The organism is Nocardia miyunensis NBRC 108239, assembly GCF_001613065.1.
Lineage (GTDB): Bacteria > Actinomycetota > Actinomycetes > Mycobacteriales > Mycobacteriaceae > Nocardia > Nocardia miyunensis.
Genome location: NZ_BDBQ01000031.1, coordinates 108498 through 126284, shown reverse-complemented (window position 1 = coordinate 126284; position 17787 = coordinate 108498). Strand labels below are relative to the sequence as shown.

The following is a 17787-nucleotide window of genomic DNA, read 5'->3' as shown; positions in this document are numbered from 1 at the left end:
ACGCATCGCGACATGGACTGACGGCAGCCGCCATCAAACTCCGTGGGTGCGTTGTCGCACGTCAACGCTCCGGCCGGTCGCGCGATTCGGACATTGTTGCCCGCTTCGCCGCACATCTGCATCCGGCTCCTGCGCGGCGAATCAACGCATACCGAAGGGAGTGATCTCCGTCGAGCATGGTGTGCGGTCGCGCGGTGCCGAGGCCGGAGCGGCGAACTCGATCCGGCCCGCCCGGTGTCTCAGCCGTACGTGCTCGACGATATCCTCGAATTCCTCTGGGCTGTAGCGCATTTCGCATCTGGTTGGTCTATGGGATAGTGGGCCGGCATCCGGAGTCGAGTAGGCCTGGGTGCGGGTGAGGATTTCGGTGCGAACTCGATTCGACTCGCCGGATGTCCTAGCCGGGCAGGTCGAAGTTTATTGCGAATCCGATTGGGCTGTAGCGCATTTCGCATCAAGGTAGCCGATGGCGAAGAGCAGGCCTCGTGCGGTGATGGGTCAGCCGAGGACTTCGGTGAGGAAGCGGGTGACCTCGGTACGGTAGGCGGTGGGCTGGTCGTCGTGGACGAGGTGACCGGCGTCGGGGATCAGGACGTGCCGGGCGTTCGGATGCTCGGCCGCCATGCGACGCATCTGACCGGGCGGGGTGATGGTGTGCTCGCCCTCGAGCAGCAGGGCGGGGACGCGCACGGCGTGCCACTGCGACCAGAAGTCGCGGGCGCCCCACTCCTCGGAGATATCGCGGAAAGTCGTTACCGCGCCGTGCAATCGGTAACCGTCCGGTCCGTGCGTGAACGCCTGCAGGAAGTAGCGTCCGGCCACCGGGCCGAAGAAGTCCAGGACCGCGTCCTGGTCCGGGAAGGGCTGCGGCCAGGCCTCGATCATCTGCGCCCAGTCCCGCGCGGTGCGGCCGCGGAAGTCTGGGGCCATATCCTCGACCACCAGCGCGCGCACCCGGTCGGGGTGGGTCGCGGCGAACATCCACCCGTGCAACCCGCCCATGGAATGACCGATCACCACCATCGGCTCGGTGATCCGCGCGGTGGCCGCGGCCAGATCCGCGACGAACGCCTCGGTGGTCAGCTCCGCGGGCGCGGGCCGACCGTGCCCCGCCGCGTCGAAGGTGTACAGCCGCCCGAACGGACGCAACCAGTCCAGCTGCGCGCGCCACGTCCGCGCACTGCCCATGAGCCCGTGCAGCAGCAGAATCGGCACACCTGCGCCACCCTCGTCGATCAACATCGGCTCCGACCATACGACGAACTCCGCCGACCGCGGCAGCCGGTGCGACCGTCCGGGATGGGTATGGGCGTCGATCAGGGGGCTGCGTCTCGGCTGGTGAGTGTGCCCGGGGATGGGCATGGCCTTCGATTTCGGTGGACTGCGTCGATCGTTGTCGGGCATGTGCATGTCTCAGAATCGGCACGGCCTCGGATCGAGCGATCGGGTGACATAAGCTCCGGATCGCGAGCAACAATAGCCGATGCGCATGACCGGAATGGGCACGGCCGACGACGCCCGGCGGCGCGTCGCGGAGGTGTCCTAGGATGTTGTCGCACGCACGAGCGGATCCGGCGGATCGGCTGGTGCGAGAGGTACACGGCACGTCCGGGGCGGCAATGCGCCGCATGACACCGGGGCGTGCGGGAAGACGTTTGCGGTCGGGTACACCTGCGACGGTCGGTCGCGGCGGACCCTCTCGCGCCGGAAGGACATTGCATGAGTTCGGAACTGCACGTCGATGTTTCCAACGGCGTCGCGGTGCTAACGCTCAATCGTCCCGCTCAGCAGAACGCGATGACCCCGGTGATGGCGGACGAACTCGGCGCGGCGCTACACCGCTGCGATGTCGAGGACGCGATTCGCGCGGTCGTGCTCACCGGGACGCCGCCGGCCTTCTGTGCGGGCGCGGACCTGTCCCATCGGGTCGGCGAGGTCAGCGCCACCCTCGATCCGCCGCCCTGGCGGGTGCGCAAGCCCGTGATCGCGGCGGTCAACGGCCACGCGGTCGGCGTCGGCCTGGCGCTCGCGTTGCAGTGCGATCTGCGGTACATGGCCGGCGACGCGGTGTACGGACTCAATCAGGTCCGCCGCGCGGTCCTGGCCGACGGCTATGTGCACTGGATGCTGCCCCGGCTGGCCGGTATGGCCAACGCCGCCGACATCATGCTCACCGGCCGCACCTTCGACGGCGAGGAGGCCAAGGCCATGGGCCTGGCCAACGCCTGCCTGCATGCCGCGGAGGTGCTGCCGACCGCCATGGCCGTCGCGCAGGACATCGCGGGCGGATCCGCACCGCTTCCCGTGGCGTTGTCCAAACGGCTGTTGTGGGAGGGCCTGGGGATGACGCAGGAGGCCGTCGGCCGGATGGAGACCGAGCTGAACGGCTATGTCGCGAAGAGCATCGACGGCGGCGAGGGGATGGCCGCATTCCGTGACCGCCGCCCGCCCCGGTGGACCGGCAGCATCAGCGGCGAATGGCCCGCCTGGGAGGTGCCGTCCGAGGCCGAACGTCCCGGATTGGATTGATGGCTCTCGACGTCCTGTCGCGTCGCTGACGAGCCGGAATCCACCGGCCGAACCGAGTTCAGGCGCGTCCTCCGATGACCATCAGCAGGAAGATGATCGCCACCAGGACCATCAGTATCGTCCCGATGATGCCCAGGACGTATCCGACGAGAATCTGCGAGCGCCCGCCGTAGGTGACGGCGCCGGCCCGGTGGAGCTGATCGGACTCCTCGATCTGATTGAGCGCCTGCCTGCCCAGCACCCACGCCACCGGACCCAGTGCGCCGCAACAGAATATGCTCAGGATGCCGAGCAGCAGCACGGTCGTCGCGTGCGGGTGCTCTACCGCCGGGCCGACCGATTGGTCGGGCGGCAGCTCTCCCCAGTAGGGCTGCTCATTCCACATGGCCACCGTTCAAGTCTACGGTGACACGGATCATTTCATCGGCCGGACGCGCGCCGATTCACCTCGACCGACCCGATCACGGGCGGAATTCCCCTCTCGGACGGGCCGATTCGGTTCCGTCAGGACCGGCGCTGACGTGCGATATCGGCCAGAACGACACCCGCCGCGACCGAGGCGTTCAGCGATTCGACCGGGCCGGCCATCGGAATGCTCAGGATCTCGTCGCAGGTCTCGCGCACCAGCCGGGACAGGCCCTTACCTTCCGAGCCGACCACCACGACCGTCGGTGCGGTGCCGTCGAATTCGTCCAGGACGGTGTCCCCGCCCGCGTCCAGGCCGACGATCTGCACGCCGGTGGAGGCCCAATCCTTCAGCGTGCGAGTCAGATTCGTCGCGCGCGCGACGGGCAGCCGGGCCGCGGCGCCGGCGCTGGTCCGCCAGGCCACCGCCGTGACGCTCGCGCTGCGCCGCTGCGGAATCACCACACCGTGCCCGCCGAACGCGGCCACCGAGCGGATCACCGCGCCGAGATTGCGCGGATCGGAGATGTTGTCCAGCGCCACCAGCAACGCGGGTTCGCCCGAGCCACGGGCGGATTGGAGCAGATCGTCCGGGTGGACGTACCGGTAGGGCGGCACCTGCAGGGCCATGCCCTGATGTAATCCGTTGGCGCTCATGCGATCCAGATCGGTGCGCGGCACCTCCAGGATCGAGATCCCGGCGTCGGCTGCGAGTTTCACCGACGCGGTGAGCCGTTCGTCGTTCTCGGTGCCCACCGCGACGTACAGCGCCGTCGCCGGGACGCCGGCGCGCAGGCACTCCACCACCGGATTGCGGCCGAGCACCAACTCGGGTCCGTCGGCGCTGCGGCGTCCGGCGACCCGGCCGCCGGAGGGACCACCGCGAGTCTTGGCCGCGGCCTTGGCCGCCGCTGCCGCGCGCTTGGCGGCGGGATGGTACTTGCGTTCGGTCGCGGGCGGCGTCGCGCCCCGGCCCTCGAGCCCGCGACGACGTTTGCCGCCGGACCCGACGACCTGTCCCTTCTTGGTGCCGCCCTTGCGCACCGCGCCACGCCTTTGCGAATTGCCTGCCATCAGTGCGCCTTTCGTGCGGTCGGTGATACCAGCGACCATTCCGGGCCGTCGGGTGTGTCGGTGACCTCGACCCCCGCATCCTGCAGCCGATCGCGCACCGCATCGGCCTCGGCCCAATCCTTCGCGGCACGGGCCTGCTGACGGCGTTCGAGTTCGGCGCGCACGAGAATCTCCAGCGCGTCGGTCGCCGAGGACGAATCCCGCGGCCCGGACCAGTGCGGATCCAGCGGATCCACGCCCAGGATGCCGAGCATCGCGCGCACCTGCCCGGTCGCCTCGCGGGCGGTGTCGGTGGCGCCGGATTCCAGCGCCTTGTTGCCCTCGTGCACGACCCGATGAATTTCGGCCAGCGCCTTGGGAATTCCGAGATTGTCGTCCAGCGCCTCGGCGAACGCGTCGGTCCACTTGCCGACCGGAATCTCGCCCAGCCGCTCGGTCGCCCGGTGCACGAACGCCTCGAGCCGCTGATAGGTCTGGGCCGCGTCGCGCAACGCCTGATCGGAATACTCCAGCATCGAGCTGTAGTGCGCACTGCCCAGGTAGAACCGAAGTTCCACGGCCCGAACGTGTTCCAGCACATTCGGCACGGCGAGGGTGTTGCCGAGCGACTTGGACATCTTCTCCCCGCCCAGGGTCACCCAGCCGTTGTGCAGCCAGTACCGCGCGAAACCGTCACCGGCGGCACGGGATTGGGCGATCTCGTTCTCGTGGTGCGGGAACACCAGATCCATACCGCCGCAATGGATGTCGAATTCCGGGCCGAGATAGAACCCGGCCATCGCCGAGCATTCCAGATGCCAGCCGGGGCGGCCCGGACCCCACGGCGAGGGCCAGGTCGGCTCACCGGCTTTGGCGGCCTTCCACAGCGTGAAGTCGCGCGGATCGCGTTTACCCGCGCCCGCGCTCTCGCCCTGATGTACGTCGTCGAGTTTGTGCCCGGACAGCGCGCCGTATTCGGGATAGCTGCGCACATCGAAATAGACGTTCCCGGACGAGGCGTAGGCGTGACCGCGTTCGATCAACCGCTGCATCATCTCGACCATCTGGGTGATGTGCCCGGTCGCGCGCGGTTCCACCGACGGGGGCAGCACACCGAGCGCGGCGTAGGCGCGGTCGAAGGCCCGCTCGTGCGTCGCGGCCCACTCCCACCACGGGCGACCCGCGGCGGCGGCCTTGTTGAGGATCTTGTCGTCGATATCGGTGACATTCCGCACGAAAGCCACGTCGTAACCGCCCGCGAGCAGCCAGCGGCGCAGCACGTCGAACGCGACTCCGCTGCGGACGTGCCCGATGTGCGGCTCGCCCTGCACGGTCGCGCCACACAGGTATATCGACGCTCGGCCGGGGACCAGGGGCGTGAAATCACGCAGGGTCCGCGTCGCGGTGTCGAACAGGCGCAGAGTCACGACCAGCCATCCTACTGTCAGGAGTTTTGCCTAAGGTACGGGGCGGGTGCCGGGTGCGGGACATCCGGCAGCTCACGGGTGCGGGCGAGTCAGCCCGGCGTGAACGGTCAGGCCCGGAGGCGGCAGCTTGCGTAACCACGTAGGGCCCCGTTCACGCCGAGAATCAACATCGCCAACACAGCAACGCGGTGGCAACCGCCGCGACACCCTCGCCGCGGCCGGTCAGTCCCAGACCGTCGGTGGTCGTGCCGGACACCGAAACCGGCGCACCGAGTAATTCTCCCAGGACCTGTTGCGCTTCGCCACGGCGAGGCCCGATCTTGGGACGGTTCCCAATGATCTGAACGGCCGCGTTGACGACGGCGTATCCACCCTCGTCCAGCAGTCGCCGGACCTCGCGGAGCATGTCCGCACCGGACACCCCGGCCCATTCGGGCCGTCCGACGCCGAAGACCGCGCCCACATCGCCCAGCCCACCCGCCGACAGCAGCGCGTCGCACAGCGCGTGCGCGCCGACGTCGCCGTCGGAGTGACCGGCGCAGCCGCTCTCGCCCTCGAACAGCAGACCGGCCATCCAGCAGGGACGACCGGGTTCGATCGGGTGCACATCGGTGCCGAGGCCGATTCGCATGCCAGTGGGATCGATCACCGCGTCACCGTATTCGTCGACGCGGAAAAGTCGGTCGTCGGCGGAACGTCCGATGCGGACGGAGCTTTCGACGACGCTGGAACGTTCGATGACGACCGAACGTACGACGCACTGTCGTTGTGCGGACCTGCCGAGGGCTTCGCGGGTGCGGGAAGGTGCGACGCGGCCGGGATGTCCACCGGCGCCGCCACGTCCTGGGCCGGGACGGTTTCGTCCGCTGACTCGGGCGTGTCGCGCACGGTGAGAAGTGTGCAGGCCAGCCGTAGATCCAGCGGTGTGGTGATCTTGAAGGCCAGCGGATCGCCGGGGATCACCCGGACGTGCGCACCGAACGCCTCGACCAGGCCGGCATCGTCGGTCGCGTGCATTCCGGCGGCATAGGCGTCCCGCAGGAGCTGGGCGTCGAAACCCTGGGGAGTCTGGATCGCGCGCAGTACGGCGCGGTCGGGGGTGCCGGTCACATCGCCGTCGGCGTCCACGGATTTGATCGTGTCGGCGACGGGCAGACCCGGCACGACGGCCGGGCAACCGGACTTCAATTCGGCCACCACCCGCGCGATCATCGACGGCGGCGTCAGGGCGCGCGCGGCATCGTGCACGAGGAAATGGGTGGCCCGCGGTGCCGCGGCGATTCCGGCGCGCACCGAATCAGTGCGCTCGGCGCCGCCGGCGACCACGCTCACCGGCACGGGGCATGCCGGTTCGACGCGGTGGCCGAGCAGAAACCGCGCCTCGTCGATGAGTTCGGCGGGCGCGGCGATCACGATGTGGTCCACGACCCCGGACGCGATCAGGCCGTCGATTGCGAGTGTGAGCATGGGCCTGCCGCCGACCGGGACGAACGCCTTGGGCTTGGACTCACCCAGGCGAACACCCCGACCGGCGGCAGGCACCAACGCCACGACACGACTCGTGTCGTGCACTTGGTTCACGATCAGGAGGCCGCTGCGAGAACCTCGTCGAGCAGGGTCTCGGCCTTGACATCATCGGTGCCCTCGGCAAGGGCGAGTTCACCGACGAGGATCTGACGAGCCTTGGCGAGCATCCGCTTCTCGCCGGCGGACAGGCCGCGGTCCTGTTCGCGCCGCCAAAGATCACGGACGACCTCGGCCACCTTGTTCACATCGCCGGAGGCGAGCTTCTCGAGGTTGGCCTTGTAACGCCGAGACCAGTTCGTCGGCTCTTCCGTGTGCGGCGCACGCAGCACCTGGAAGACTCGATCGAGACCCTCCTGGCCCACGACGTCACGAACGCCGACGTACTCGGCATTCTCGGCGGGAACCCGAACGGTCAGATCGCCCTGGGCGACCTTCAGGACCAGATACTCCTTCTGCACACCCTTGATGGTGCGAGTCTCGATAGCTTCGATCAGCGCCGCTCCGTGGTGGGGGTAAACGACGGTGTCTCCGACCTTAAAAATCATGTGTCCCGTGCCCCTTTCGATGCTCACAGTTTAACATGCGACTCGATAACGGCGCGATCAACGGCGCAGGTCAGGGCCACAACAGCCGGGCGCTGGGGGTTGACAGAACCAAATCGGTGTGCATCCTGTTGTGCCAGAACAAGTTACGGCCGGACGTTCGTGCGGCGGGTGCGCGACGCGGATCGGTCAGGGGGCCGTCGATCCGCGTGCCCGGGTAACTATTACGCTCCGTACTACTACTCTGCATCGTGGAGTGAGCCCGGTCGACATGGAGGACAACCCGTGACTGCCCTGAAAGCCACCACAGCGTCCGAGGCGCGCCGCAGTGCCGTGCGTCGCAGTGCTGTTGCAGTTGCCGCGCTGGCCGCGGGCGCCGCCCTCGCGCTGTCGGGCTGCAGCTCCGGTCAGATCGCGCAGACCGCCCGGCAGGTTTCCGCGGTGAACGGCAATACCGCCGACGTCGGCAATGTGGCCCTGCGCGATGTGCGCATCCTGCTGCCGCAGTCCGAGGACTACACCAACGCCAAGGGCGGCAAGGCGCTGCTCGCCTTCAGCGCGGTCAACTTCGGCGCGGACAAGCCCGACGAGCTCAGCAGCATCACCACCGACCTGGGCACCGTCAAGGTAACTCCGGCGGACACGACCCTGGACCCGGGCCGGACCGTCGTCGCGGGCGGCCCGGATGCCATGGAGTCCAGCTCCCCGGCCGCCTCGACCAGCAGTGCGCCGGCGTCGGGCGCCGCCACCACCGCGCCGTCCACCTCCGCGCAGGCGGCCGACGGCAAGGCGACCTCCGGTCCGTCCGAGCCGATCCTGGTGGAGATCTCGGGTCTGACCAAGGACATCACCCCCGGCCCGACCTACCCGGTGACCTTCAACTTCAAGGAGGCCGGGACCGTTCTGGTGAACGTTCCGGTCGACGCCGGCAGCGCCCCGCACAACGCGGGCTGACCTGCGCGATCCGCGGACGTTCGGTCAGCGGCCCTGAACAGCTCTGCCGGAATGGCGTCCCGGACACGCCGGACCGTCGGTGGACCTCGCCGACGGTCCCCTCGAGGTTCCACCGACGGTCCGAGCGGTCTCTCGAGGGTTCCGAACGACTCTGTCGATGGTTTCGCCGGATAGTCGGCGACGATCGGGCGAACCTCGCCGACGGTCTGGCGGTTCTCACCGCCGGAGTTGCTGCTGAGGGTGCGGGAATGCGCTGCCGCCTGTCCCGAGAACTTCTGCCGACGGATCGGAAAAGAAGTCGACGGCTCGGAAAAAGAATTTGTCTAGGGTGGTGGACAGAGTGGTCGGGCGGGGTATGCGAAGCCTGTCGGAGTCGATCCTTAGGCTGCGCACGTGCCCAAGGTGAAATCGCTGTACCGCTGCTCCGCCTGCTCGCACGAGGTCGCCAAGTGGGTGGGGCGCTGTCCCGCCTGCGGTGAATGGGGTTCCATCGACGAGCAGGCCGCGGCGCCCGCGTCGGTCGCGACCGGGCGGCGGGCCCTGCTCCCCTCGACGGCCGCCGCGCCGATCTCGACCATCGACTCCAAGGTCACCCGCGCCCGCCCGACCGGCGTGAGCGAGCTGGACCGGGTGCTGGGCGGCGGCGTGGTGCCCGGTTCGGTGGTGCTGCTGTCCGGCGAGCCGGGCGTGGGCAAGTCGACGTTGCTGCTCGAGGTGGCGCATCGCTGGGCCCGGCAGCGGGAGGAACGCGCACTCTATGTGACCGCCGAGGAGTCCGCCGGACAGGTGCGGTTGCGCGCGGATCGGACCGGCGCGGTGCACGATCGGGTCTATCTCGCCGCCGAATCGGATCTGGCCACGATTCTCGGGCATGTCGAGCAGGTGCGGCCCTCCCTGCTGGTGGTCGACTCGGTGCAGACCATGCTGGCCGCGGACGCCGAGGGCGTGATCGGCGGCGTGACCCAGGTGCGTGCGGTGACCGCGGCGCTGACGTCGCTGGCCAAGGCGAGCGGTATCGCGGTGCTGCTGGTCGGGCACGTCACCAAGGACGGCAATGTGGCCGGGCCGCGCACGCTCGAGCATCTGGTCGACGTGGTGTTGCAGTTCGAGGGCGACAAGCACTCCACGTTGCGCATGGTCCGCGGTGTGAAGAACCGCTTCGGCAGCGCCGACGAGGTGGGCTGTTTCGAACTGCACGACGACGGAATCGCCGGTGTGCCCGATCCCTCCGGACTGTTCCTGCATCATCGCGCCGATCCGGTGCCGGGTACGGCGATCACCGTCGCGATGGACGGCAAACGCCCGCTGCTGGCCGAGGTGCAGGGACTGACGGTGTCGACGCCCGCGCCCGCGCCGCGTCGCGCGGTCAGCGGTCTGGACTACAACCGGGTTTCCATGGTGCTCGCGGTGTTGCAGAGCCGATGCCACGTCTACCTCGGTAAACACGATGTGTACGCGGCCACCGTGGGTGGCATGCGGCTGACCGAACCGGGTGCGGATCTGGCTGTCGCGCTGGCGATCACGAGTTCCGAGCGCGGGATCTCGCTGCCCGGCGGCATGGTGATCCTGGGCGAGGTCGGGCTGGCCGGCGAGGTTCGGCGTGTTACGGGGGCCGGGCGTCGACTCGCCGAGGCCGAGCGGCTAGGTTTCACGGAGGCGCTGGTGCCGCCGGGCGTTGATTGCTCCGGACTCTCGATGCGGGTGCGAGAGGTGGCGAATGTTCGTGCGGCAGTTGCGTTGAGTGGTTTGTCGAAGCGAGGGGGCGAATATGCGGAGGCTGCCCAATGAACCGTGGCCGCTGGGTCACCAACCTGCTCGGTAAGCCCGCGCAGGGCGTCGAGCATTCGAATTCTCCTGCGGTGCAACATGACAGCGAGAATCCGACGATGCGCGACGTGGTCGCCCGGCTGGTTCCGGGCACGCAGTTGCGCGATGGTGTCGACCGGATCCTGCTGGCGCGCACCGGCGCGCTGATCGTGCTCGGCCATGACGAGTCGGTCGAGCGGATCTGCGACGGCGGTTTCGAACTCGATGTCGAGTTCTCCCCGACGCGGCTGCGTGAACTATCGAAAATGGATGGCGCAGTGGTGCTTTCGACCGACGGCGGGCGCATCCGGCGAGCGAATGTGCATCTGGTCCCCGATCCCGCGCTGCCCACGGTGGAGACCGGCACCCGGCACAAGGCCGCCGAGCGCACCGCGGCGCAGACCGGATATCCGGTGGTATCGGTGAGTCGTTCGACCGGGATCGTGACGGTCTACCTGGGCGGGCTGCGGCATCTGGTCCAGCCCTCGCAGTCGATTCTCTCGCGTGCCAATCAGGCGATGGGGACGCTGGAGCGCTACCGCTCGCGACTGGACGAGACGACGCGGCTGTTATCGATAGTCGAGTTGGAGGATTTCACCACGCTGCGCGATGTCCTGTCCGCCTTGCACTGCCTCGAGCTGGTGCGCCGGGTCGGCCGCGAGATCGATTCCGATGTCGGCGAACTCGGCATCGACGGCCGCCAGCTCGCCCTGCAACTCGCCGAACTGGTGGGCGAGACCGATACCCTGCGCCGCCTGCTGGTCCGCGACTATCTGCGGGTGTGCCCGGTGGACGACGCGAGCGTCGAGGCGGCCCTGGCCGAATTGGACGCTCTGCTGGAGGTGGATCTGCTGGAGTTGGCGAATCTCGGTCCGGCACTCGGTTTTCCGGCCACTCTCGAGGCCCTGGACACCGCCGTGTGCCCCCGCGGCTACCGGCTCCTGGCCGAGATCCCGCGAGTCTCGCTGACCAGTGTGGAATCCGTTGTCGCGGTGTATGGTTCGCTGTCGAGCCTGCTGTCCGCCACGGCCGACGAACTGGAAACCCTCGACGGCATCGACCCCCACCTGGCCCGCCAGATCCGGGAGGGTCTGTCCCGCCTCGCCGAATCCGGCGGCGTCTGAGCCGAACCGCGGCACTCGTCGATCAGGAGATGTTGAACGTCTCGGGGGAGCTGTGGATCGAGCCGAACTGGGCGGCGACCGCGTAGGAGCCCGCGGGGACCGGCACGCGGTCGCCCGCGCAGTTGGGCTGGGAGGTGGTGCCGGACCAGGTGAGGGTGAAAGCCGCCTGCTGGCCACCGTTGAGGGTGCGCACGTCGGGCTGGCCGCCCTGATCACAGTCGGTGCTCGTCCACAGGCGGCGCTGGCCGTCGAGCGACTGCACCGTCACCTGTTGCAGGCCCGAACCCATGTCGCGGGAACATGCCTCGGTCGAGATGTTGGTGATGACGATCCCGAACACCGGCTTGTCACCCGCCTTGTAGCTCGGCTGACCGACGGTCACCTTCATCGCCAGCGATTGATCCGGGCAGGCGGCCGGTGCGCTGGCCGCGGTCGCGTTGACCGTGCCCGAGGGCGTCGGGGTGGCCGATGCAGCCGTATCGGAGGCGGACGTCGCGGCCGGAGCGGTCGTCGCCGATCCGGCCGCGGGACCGGCGGAGGTCGAGGTCGCGGCGGCCGTCGACGTCGACGAGCCGCGACCGCCCAGCAGCATGATCGCCAGCCAGACGACCAATGCCAGCACGATCACGATCGCGCCGACGGCGAACACGCGACGACGCCAGTAGATCTCCGGCGGCAGTGGTCCAGTCGGTTCCAGCACGACACCACGGTAAGGGCACGATCGGGCAACCCGCCGCTCAGCGGCGCGGCGTGTCGGTGTGGAACAGGTGTGTGGCCGGGTACATTTCGCCGGGTCGTGTTCGGGTCACCCGGTTCACCCACCCCCGGCAACGCCAGGCCCGCCGGAGCGAAGCGGAGGCCAAAGTCACAGCTCCCCGATATTGCCCACCGAACGGTGCAGTTGGGCGCGGCCGTCCGCGAGTTTGTAGGTCACCGAGGCGATCGCGCACTGGCCGGTGGCCACGCGCTGGGAGATGATCATCGAGCGCTGCATGAGCAGTCGGCTCGTCTCCACGACGTGCCGCGCCTCGAGTTCGTCGACGCCGGTCAGGCCCTCGCGACGGCCGATCAGGATGGAGGGGGTGACCCGTTCGACGACGCTGCGGATGAAACCGCCGGGCACGTCGCCGCCGTCGAGCGCGTTGATCGTCGCGGCGACCGCGCCGCAACTGTCGTGCCCGAGCACCACGATCAGCGGGACGTTCAGGATCTCCACGCCGTATTCGATGGATCCGAGCACCGAGGCGTCCAGTACGTGCCCCGCGGTGCGGACCACGAACATATCGCCGAGCCCCTGGTCGAAGATGATCTCCGCGGCCACGCGGGAGTCGCCGCACCCGAACAGGATCGCCGAGGGTTGCTGGCCCTTGACGAGTTTGGCCCGGTCCGCTGCGCCTTGCCCGGGATGCTGCAGGTTACCGCTGACGAACCTGTCGTTGCCCTCGCGGAGAGACTTCCAAGCGGTGATCGGGTTGGTATGAGGCATGTGTCCAATTTTCCATACGGTCGCGGTTACCAGCCAGTCTGTTCGGTTACGACCTGGCAAATACCTGCGTCGATTTCGTCCGTGCCGATTGTGAGGGCGTCGGCGTTCCCATTCCGCCCGGGTGGATGCTACTGGGGTCCGCGTTTCCGGGGCGACGGCCGTTGGTGTGATCGTCCCGGCTCATCGCGATCGGGCCTGGTCCTGCTGCCACTGCGGGAATGTGTCCGTGCCGGGGCGGTTCCGGGGGCCTGAGGTGTGGACCGGGTGCATGTGGGCAAGGGCGTGGGTGAATCATGGCTGTGTGATGGTTCGGCAGCTGAATTCGCCCGTGTGGGCCGTGGATCCGGGAAGTGTCGAGGCCGGATGGGGTCCGGGGGTGTGCGGGTGAGTATCGACTCCGATGTGCTGATCGACTGGTACGGGCAGACCGCGCGGGATCTGCCGTGGCGGCGGCCGGGGGTTTCGGCCTGGCAGATTCTGATGAGCGAGATCATGTTGCAGCAGACGCCGGTGGTTCGGGTCGAGCCGGTGTGGCGTGACTGGGTGGCGCGCTGGCCGGTGCCGTCGGCGATGGCGGCGGCCACGCCGGGAGAGGTGTTGCGGGCCTGGGGAAAACTGGGATATCCGCGACGGGCGTTGCGGCTGCACGAATGCGCGCGGGCGCTGGCCGCCGAACACGGTGACGAGGTGCCCGGTGATGTCGAGGTGCTGCTCGGGCTGCCGGGGATCGGCGCGTACACCGCACGGGCCGTGGCGTGTTTCGCGTACGGGCAGCGAGTTCCGGTGGTGGACACCAACGTTCGCCGGGTGGTCGCGCGCGCGGTGCACGGGCGGGCGGAGGCGGGCAATCCCGCGGCCCGCGATCTGGTCGAGACCGAGGCGCTGCTTCCGGTCCGAATCGACCGTGCCGCGGTATTTTCCGCCGCGCTGATGGAACTCGGCGCGGTGGTGTGCACCGCCCGCACACCCGACTGCGACGTCTGCCCCCTGCCGCGCTGCGCCTGGCTCGCGGCCGGACGTCCCGCCTCGGATGTGGTGCGCCGCACCCAGAAGTACGACGGCACCGATCGTCAGGCTCGCGGCCGACTCCTGGACGTCCTGCGCGGAGCTTCCGGCCCCGTCGAACGCGTCGCCCTCGACCTGGCCTGGACCCGCGATACCGGCCAGCGCGACCGCGCCCTGGACTCCCTGCTCACCGACGGCCTCGTCGAACAGACTCCGGACGGCTTGTTCGCCCTCGCGGGAGAAGCCGGAGCTTGATCGCACCACTCAGCTGACGCACTTCACGTCCGCGCGGAGCGTTGCCGAGCATCGTCGCCGGCCGTCGGCGTCCGCGCCCTACATCGATACGGATCATGGTGTCTCGGTGTTGTCCGCGCGTTTCCGGCATGAGCCGTGTTGCGGGGGCAACCGGTCGAAGTGCGCACAGGTCCGCTGGATGTGATCGAAACACTGTGGTGCGCACCGAGAGTCTCGTATCCCAGCGAACCTGCGGGCATGCCGAACTCGAATGGCGGGAGTGCCTCAGCTCGGCGTGGAACTCGCCTCGACCGGAGTGGGCGCCACCGTGTGTGCTCGCGTGCGACGACCGGCATCGAGACGCGGTGCGATGGCGCGGCAGATCAGGTAGATGGCGAACGAGATGGTGGTGACGAAGGTCGACACCGGGACGCCGGGGGCCAGGGACAGAATGATGCCGCCGACCGCGGCGAGTTCGGCGAAGACGATGGACAGGACCGCGGCGCGCAGCGGACTCGCGGTGAGCTGTGCGGCGGCCGCGGCGGGGGTGATCAGCAGGGACAGCACCAGCAGTGCGCCGACGATCTGGACGCCGAATGCGGCGGTGATGCCCAGCAGCACGGCGAAGACCACCGACAGTGCCCGCACCGGGACGCCGCGCGCGACAGCCACTTCCGGGTCGGTGCTCGCGAAAAGCAGTGGGCGGTAGACGAATGCGAGCACCACCAGCACACCGGCCGTGCAGACCGACAGCAGGGTGAGGCCGTTGTCGCCGACACTGACCACCTGTCCGGTGAGCAGCGAGAACTTCGATCCGGCGCGGGTGGGGCCCAGCCACAGGAACAGCACCGAGAGTCCGAGCCCGAAGGAGAGCACCACCGCGATCACCGAATCACGTTCGCGCGCACGCGATCCGAGCAGACCGAACAGCACGGCCGCGACCACCGATCCGATGATCGCCCCCGCGCCCACCCCGATCCCGGCCAGCAGCGCCGCCGCCGCGCCGGTCAGGGACAGCTCGCTGGTGCCGTGCACCGCGAAGGACATCTGACGGCTCACGATCAGCGGGCCGATCGCCCCGGCCAGCAGGCCCAGCAGCGCGGCCGCCAACACCGCCTGCTGCACGAAGTCGTAGGACAGCAGATCCGCGGTCGTGTGGAAGTCGAGCAGCTTGGTGAATATGTCGGTGAGTTTCTCGTTCATGCCTGTTCTCCGCCGAGCGCGTCCATGGTGTCCCCGGTCCCGACGACGACCAGCCGCCCGCGCACCCGGAGCACGTCGACCTCGGTGCGATACAGCTCCGACAGCACCTCGGAGGTCATCACCTCGTCCGGCGTGCCGATCCGGAACTTCCCGTCGACCAGATACAACACCCGATCCACCAGCGGCAGAACGGGATTGATCTCGTGCGTCACGAACAGCACCGCCGTGTCGTGACTGCGGCGGCGCGCGTCGATCAACTCGGCGACCAGGCGCTGATTGGCCATGTCCAGACTCAGCAGCGGCTCGTCGCACAGCAGCACCCGCGGATCGCCGACCAATGCCTGTGCCACCCGCAGCCGCTGCTGCTCGCCGCCGGACATCGATTCCAGCGGCGCGTGCGCGTAATGCCGCGCCCCAACCTGCGCCACCGCCTCGGCGATCTTGCGCCGCCGCTCTTTACGCCCGCGCCACCCCAACCCCCACCGATGTCCGTCCACCCCGAGCCCCACCAGATCAACCCCGCGCAGCCGAACTCCCGCGTCGATCGTCTTCTGCTGCGGCACATACCCGATATGCGGATTCCCCACCCGCGCAGGCGCTCCCGCGATCTCCACTGCCCCCGCACTCGGCGCGACCTGCCCCAGCAACATCCGAAGCAGCGAAGTCTTCCCCGACCCGTTGGGCCCGAGAATCGCGATGAATTCCCCCGCTCGCACCGCCAAATCCAGCCCGTCCCACAACATCCGCTCCCCGTACGCCAACCGCGCCCCCCGCAACCGCACCACTGCCGCGCGATCCCCCGCAGAGCCCGAGGCCGTCCGCACATCTTCGGCGCTCGTGTCGGAGACGGCGGATTCCGAAGTCGCAGAGGAAGTTTCGATCGCGTCCACGACCGCCGCCGGACCGGCCGATCCCCGTAGTTCACCAGCCGGAACGGGTTCTGTTTCAGCAGGGGAAGTTTCGACCTTGTCGGCCGTCGTGACGAGGGAGATTTCCTCGGTCGATTCGCCCGGCTCGCTCGCCCGGGTGGATCCGCCGGTTGCGCCATCGCCTCGGGCGCCAGCGGATTCCATCGCTGTCGAGGAGGTCTCGTTCGGATCATCGCGTGTCGCCACGGCCGATCTCTGCTCGACGGAACCCTGGAGTTCGGCGTTCGGAGATTCGGTCGGCCCGCAGATTGGGCAGTCCGCCGGGTCCAAGGCGCGGGTGAGCGGGGAATCGGACTCCGACGCCGTATCGGTCGAGCTGTCGAACTGCTCATCAGCGGCAGCGGAGCCGGTTCGGCGGTGGCCGTTCTCGTCTGCCCGAGGCGTCGCCCGGCGATCGGCGTCGCTGGTTCTCGCGGAGTCGTTCGCCGCTCCGGCGGTGACCGACTCGGCGGCTCGGCCGACGCTGTTGCCGGATGCACCCGAGGCGGTGGCATCCGAATTCGATTCCAGCGCGGCGGTTTCCGCGGAGGTCCGTGTTGACATGGGCATTGCCGATCAGTTCAGGGCCGCGGCCAGGGCCTTGGCGTTCGCGGTCTGCCAGCCGAGATAGTCGGTGCCCTCCGGCAGGGTTTCGGTGACGTTCACGACGGGGATTCCGGCGGCCTTCGCGGTGGCCGCGACGTTCTGCGTGGTCTTGTCCTCGGTCTGGATGTTGTAGACCAGGGCGCGAACCTGCTTGCCGTTCAACAGGTCTCGGACGGCGGCCAGGTCGGCGGGGGCGGGATCGGTGCCCTGTTCGATGGCCTCCTCGAAGGGGTGCGGGGTGCGGTCGTCGGCGTCGGCGGCCAGCAGCAGGTAGTGGGCGATCGGCTCGGTCTGCAGGACCGCGGCCTTGGGATGGTCGGTGGCGATCTGGTCGGTGATCGCGCTGATGTTCTTCAGCTTGGAATCGAACTGGATCGCGCGATCGGTGTACGCCTGCGCGTGCGCCTTGTCGAGGGCGCTCAGTTCCGCGGCGATCTTGGTCGCGACCGCGGCGACGGTCTTCACGTCGTACCAGACGTGTTCGTTCTCGTCCTTCGCCGATGTGGCCGGGCGCAGGGCGAAGGCGTCGATGGTGGGTTTGCCGCGCCCGTCGGTGGCCTTCTCGGCGAATCCGTCGTAGTTGCCGCCGTTGTAGACGACCAGGTCGGCGTCGTGGATCTTCGCGGCGTCGAGGGGGGTTGTCTGATACGAGTGCGGATCGTCGGTCGGGCTGGAGATGATCGACGTGACCTCGGCGTCCGAACCTGCGACGGCGGCGGCGACGCTACCCCAGACGTTGGTCGAAGCGACGATGGACGGTTTGCCGGAGGCGTTCTTCGAACTTCCGCATGCGGTCAGTGTTGCGGCGGTAGCAACCCCTAATGCGATGACAGCAACTCGAGCGATGACACTTCTGGACACGCGGGGCACTCCTGGCACTACTGATAACGGAAACGATTTCCAATAGAGTAGCTCACGTGTCCAGAACCGGCGGTATCGTCTGTCCGATTCGTCCCTGTGACACCGCGCACGCCCGCC

General features: G+C 68.5%; 16 protein-coding genes and 1 pseudogene. 5 read left to right on the top strand and 12 right to left on the bottom strand.

What is annotated here, in order from left to right:
- Positions 1-498 precede the first annotated feature (498 nt).
- Positions 499-1242, bottom strand: a complete 744-nt coding sequence (locus NM2_RS13320; protein WP_067668320.1) for an alpha/beta fold hydrolase — start codon at positions 1240-1242, stop codon at positions 499-501.
- Between the two features lie 477 nt (positions 1243-1719).
- On the opposite strand from NM2_RS13320, the gene NM2_RS13315 reads away from it, so the two are divergent.
- The gene (locus tag NM2_RS13315; protein WP_067668248.1) at positions 1720-2529 is read left to right on the top strand and encodes an enoyl-CoA hydratase/isomerase family protein; all 810 of its coding nucleotides are present in this window, start codon (positions 1720-1722) and stop codon (positions 2527-2529) included.
- A 58-nt stretch (positions 2530-2587) separates the two neighbouring features.
- Here the strand turns inward: NM2_RS13315 and NM2_RS13310 are convergent, their stop codons facing one another.
- The 6 genes and pseudogenes from NM2_RS13310 to carD all read right to left on the bottom strand — a co-directional run bounded on the left by NM2_RS13310 (position 2588) and on the right by carD (position 7486).
- Complete coding sequence (locus NM2_RS13310; protein ID WP_067668246.1) at positions 2588-2914, bottom strand: DUF4190 domain-containing protein; 327 nt, start codon at positions 2912-2914, stop codon at positions 2588-2590.
- A 119-nt stretch (positions 2915-3033) separates the two neighbouring features.
- Positions 3034-4008 carry a 23S rRNA (guanosine(2251)-2'-O)-methyltransferase RlmB gene (rlmB, locus tag NM2_RS13305; RefSeq protein WP_067668318.1) on the bottom strand — a complete coding sequence of 325 codons (975 nt, stop codon included), beginning with the start codon at positions 4006-4008 and terminating at the stop codon, positions 3034-3036.
- Positions 4008-5414, bottom strand: a complete 1407-nt coding sequence (gene cysS / locus NM2_RS13300) for a cysteine--tRNA ligase (RefSeq protein WP_067668244.1) — start codon at positions 5412-5414, stop codon at positions 4008-4010. Before cysS ends, rlmB begins: the two co-directional genes overlap by 1 nt.
- Positions 5415-5577: 163 nt before the next feature.
- Entirely contained in the window at positions 5578-6045 is a 468-nt protein-coding gene (gene ispF / locus NM2_RS13295) for a 2-C-methyl-D-erythritol 2,4-cyclodiphosphate synthase (protein ID WP_067668316.1), read from the bottom strand.
- A 260-nt stretch (positions 6046-6305) separates the two neighbouring features.
- A pseudogene (gene ispD / locus NM2_RS13290) lies at positions 6306-6986 on the bottom strand (2-C-methyl-D-erythritol 4-phosphate cytidylyltransferase); the annotation flags it as partial.
- Positions 6987-6997: 11 nt separating this feature from the next.
- A complete protein-coding gene (carD, locus tag NM2_RS13285) occupies positions 6998-7486 on the bottom strand; it encodes an RNA polymerase-binding transcription factor CarD (protein ID WP_019931623.1) in 489 nt (162 codons plus the stop codon).
- Positions 7487-7768: 282 nt separating this feature from the next.
- Here carD and NM2_RS13280 point away from each other — a divergent pair, with 282 nt between their 5' ends.
- The 3 genes from NM2_RS13280 to disA all read left to right on the top strand — a co-directional run bounded on the left by NM2_RS13280 (position 7769) and on the right by disA (position 11367).
- A complete protein-coding gene (locus NM2_RS13280) occupies positions 7769-8437 on the top strand; it encodes a copper chaperone PCu(A)C domain-containing protein (RefSeq protein ID WP_067668242.1) in 669 nt (222 codons plus the stop codon).
- 393 nt (positions 8438-8830) lie between these two features.
- Positions 8831-10225, top strand: a complete 1395-nt coding sequence (radA, locus tag NM2_RS13275; RefSeq protein ID WP_067668240.1) for a DNA repair protein RadA — start codon at positions 8831-8833, stop codon at positions 10223-10225.
- Positions 10222-11367 (top strand): DNA integrity scanning diadenylate cyclase DisA, encoded by a 1146-nt coding sequence (disA, locus tag NM2_RS13270; RefSeq protein ID WP_084530886.1) that lies wholly within the window; start codon positions 10222-10224, stop codon positions 11365-11367. The genes radA and disA overlap by 4 nt, the downstream gene beginning before the upstream one ends.
- A gap of 22 nt (positions 11368-11389) precedes the next feature.
- Here the strand turns inward: disA and NM2_RS13265 are convergent, their stop codons facing one another.
- Together NM2_RS13265 and NM2_RS13260 are read right to left on the bottom strand one after the other, a co-directional pair.
- Positions 11390-12067 (bottom strand): hypothetical protein, encoded by a 678-nt coding sequence (locus NM2_RS13265; RefSeq protein WP_067668239.1) that lies wholly within the window; start codon positions 12065-12067, stop codon positions 11390-11392.
- Positions 12068-12232: 165 nt separating this feature from the next.
- Complete coding sequence (locus tag NM2_RS13260) at positions 12233-12853, bottom strand: carbonic anhydrase (protein WP_067668237.1); 621 nt, start codon at positions 12851-12853, stop codon at positions 12233-12235.
- Positions 12854-13216: 363 nt separating this feature from the next.
- On the opposite strand from NM2_RS13260, the gene NM2_RS13255 reads away from it, so the two are divergent.
- The gene (locus NM2_RS13255; protein WP_067668235.1) at positions 13217-14113 is read left to right on the top strand and encodes an HhH-GPD family protein; all 897 of its coding nucleotides are present in this window, start codon (positions 13217-13219) and stop codon (positions 14111-14113) included.
- 264 nt (positions 14114-14377) lie between these two features.
- Here the strand turns inward: NM2_RS13255 and NM2_RS13250 are convergent, their stop codons facing one another.
- From NM2_RS13250 to NM2_RS13240, 3 genes are all read right to left on the bottom strand, one after another.
- Positions 14378-15295, bottom strand: a complete 918-nt coding sequence (locus tag NM2_RS13250; RefSeq protein WP_067668233.1) for a metal ABC transporter permease — start codon at positions 15293-15295, stop codon at positions 14378-14380.
- Positions 15292-16038 carry a metal ABC transporter ATP-binding protein gene (locus NM2_RS13245; protein WP_084530901.1) on the bottom strand — a complete coding sequence of 249 codons (747 nt, stop codon included), beginning with the start codon at positions 16036-16038 and terminating at the stop codon, positions 15292-15294. Before NM2_RS13245 ends, NM2_RS13250 begins: the two co-directional genes overlap by 4 nt.
- Before the next feature lie 741 nt (positions 16039-16779).
- A complete protein-coding gene (locus NM2_RS13240; RefSeq protein ID WP_067668231.1) occupies positions 16780-17670 on the bottom strand; it encodes a metal ABC transporter solute-binding protein, Zn/Mn family in 891 nt (296 codons plus the stop codon).
- Between the last annotated feature and the right edge of the window lie 117 nt (positions 17671-17787).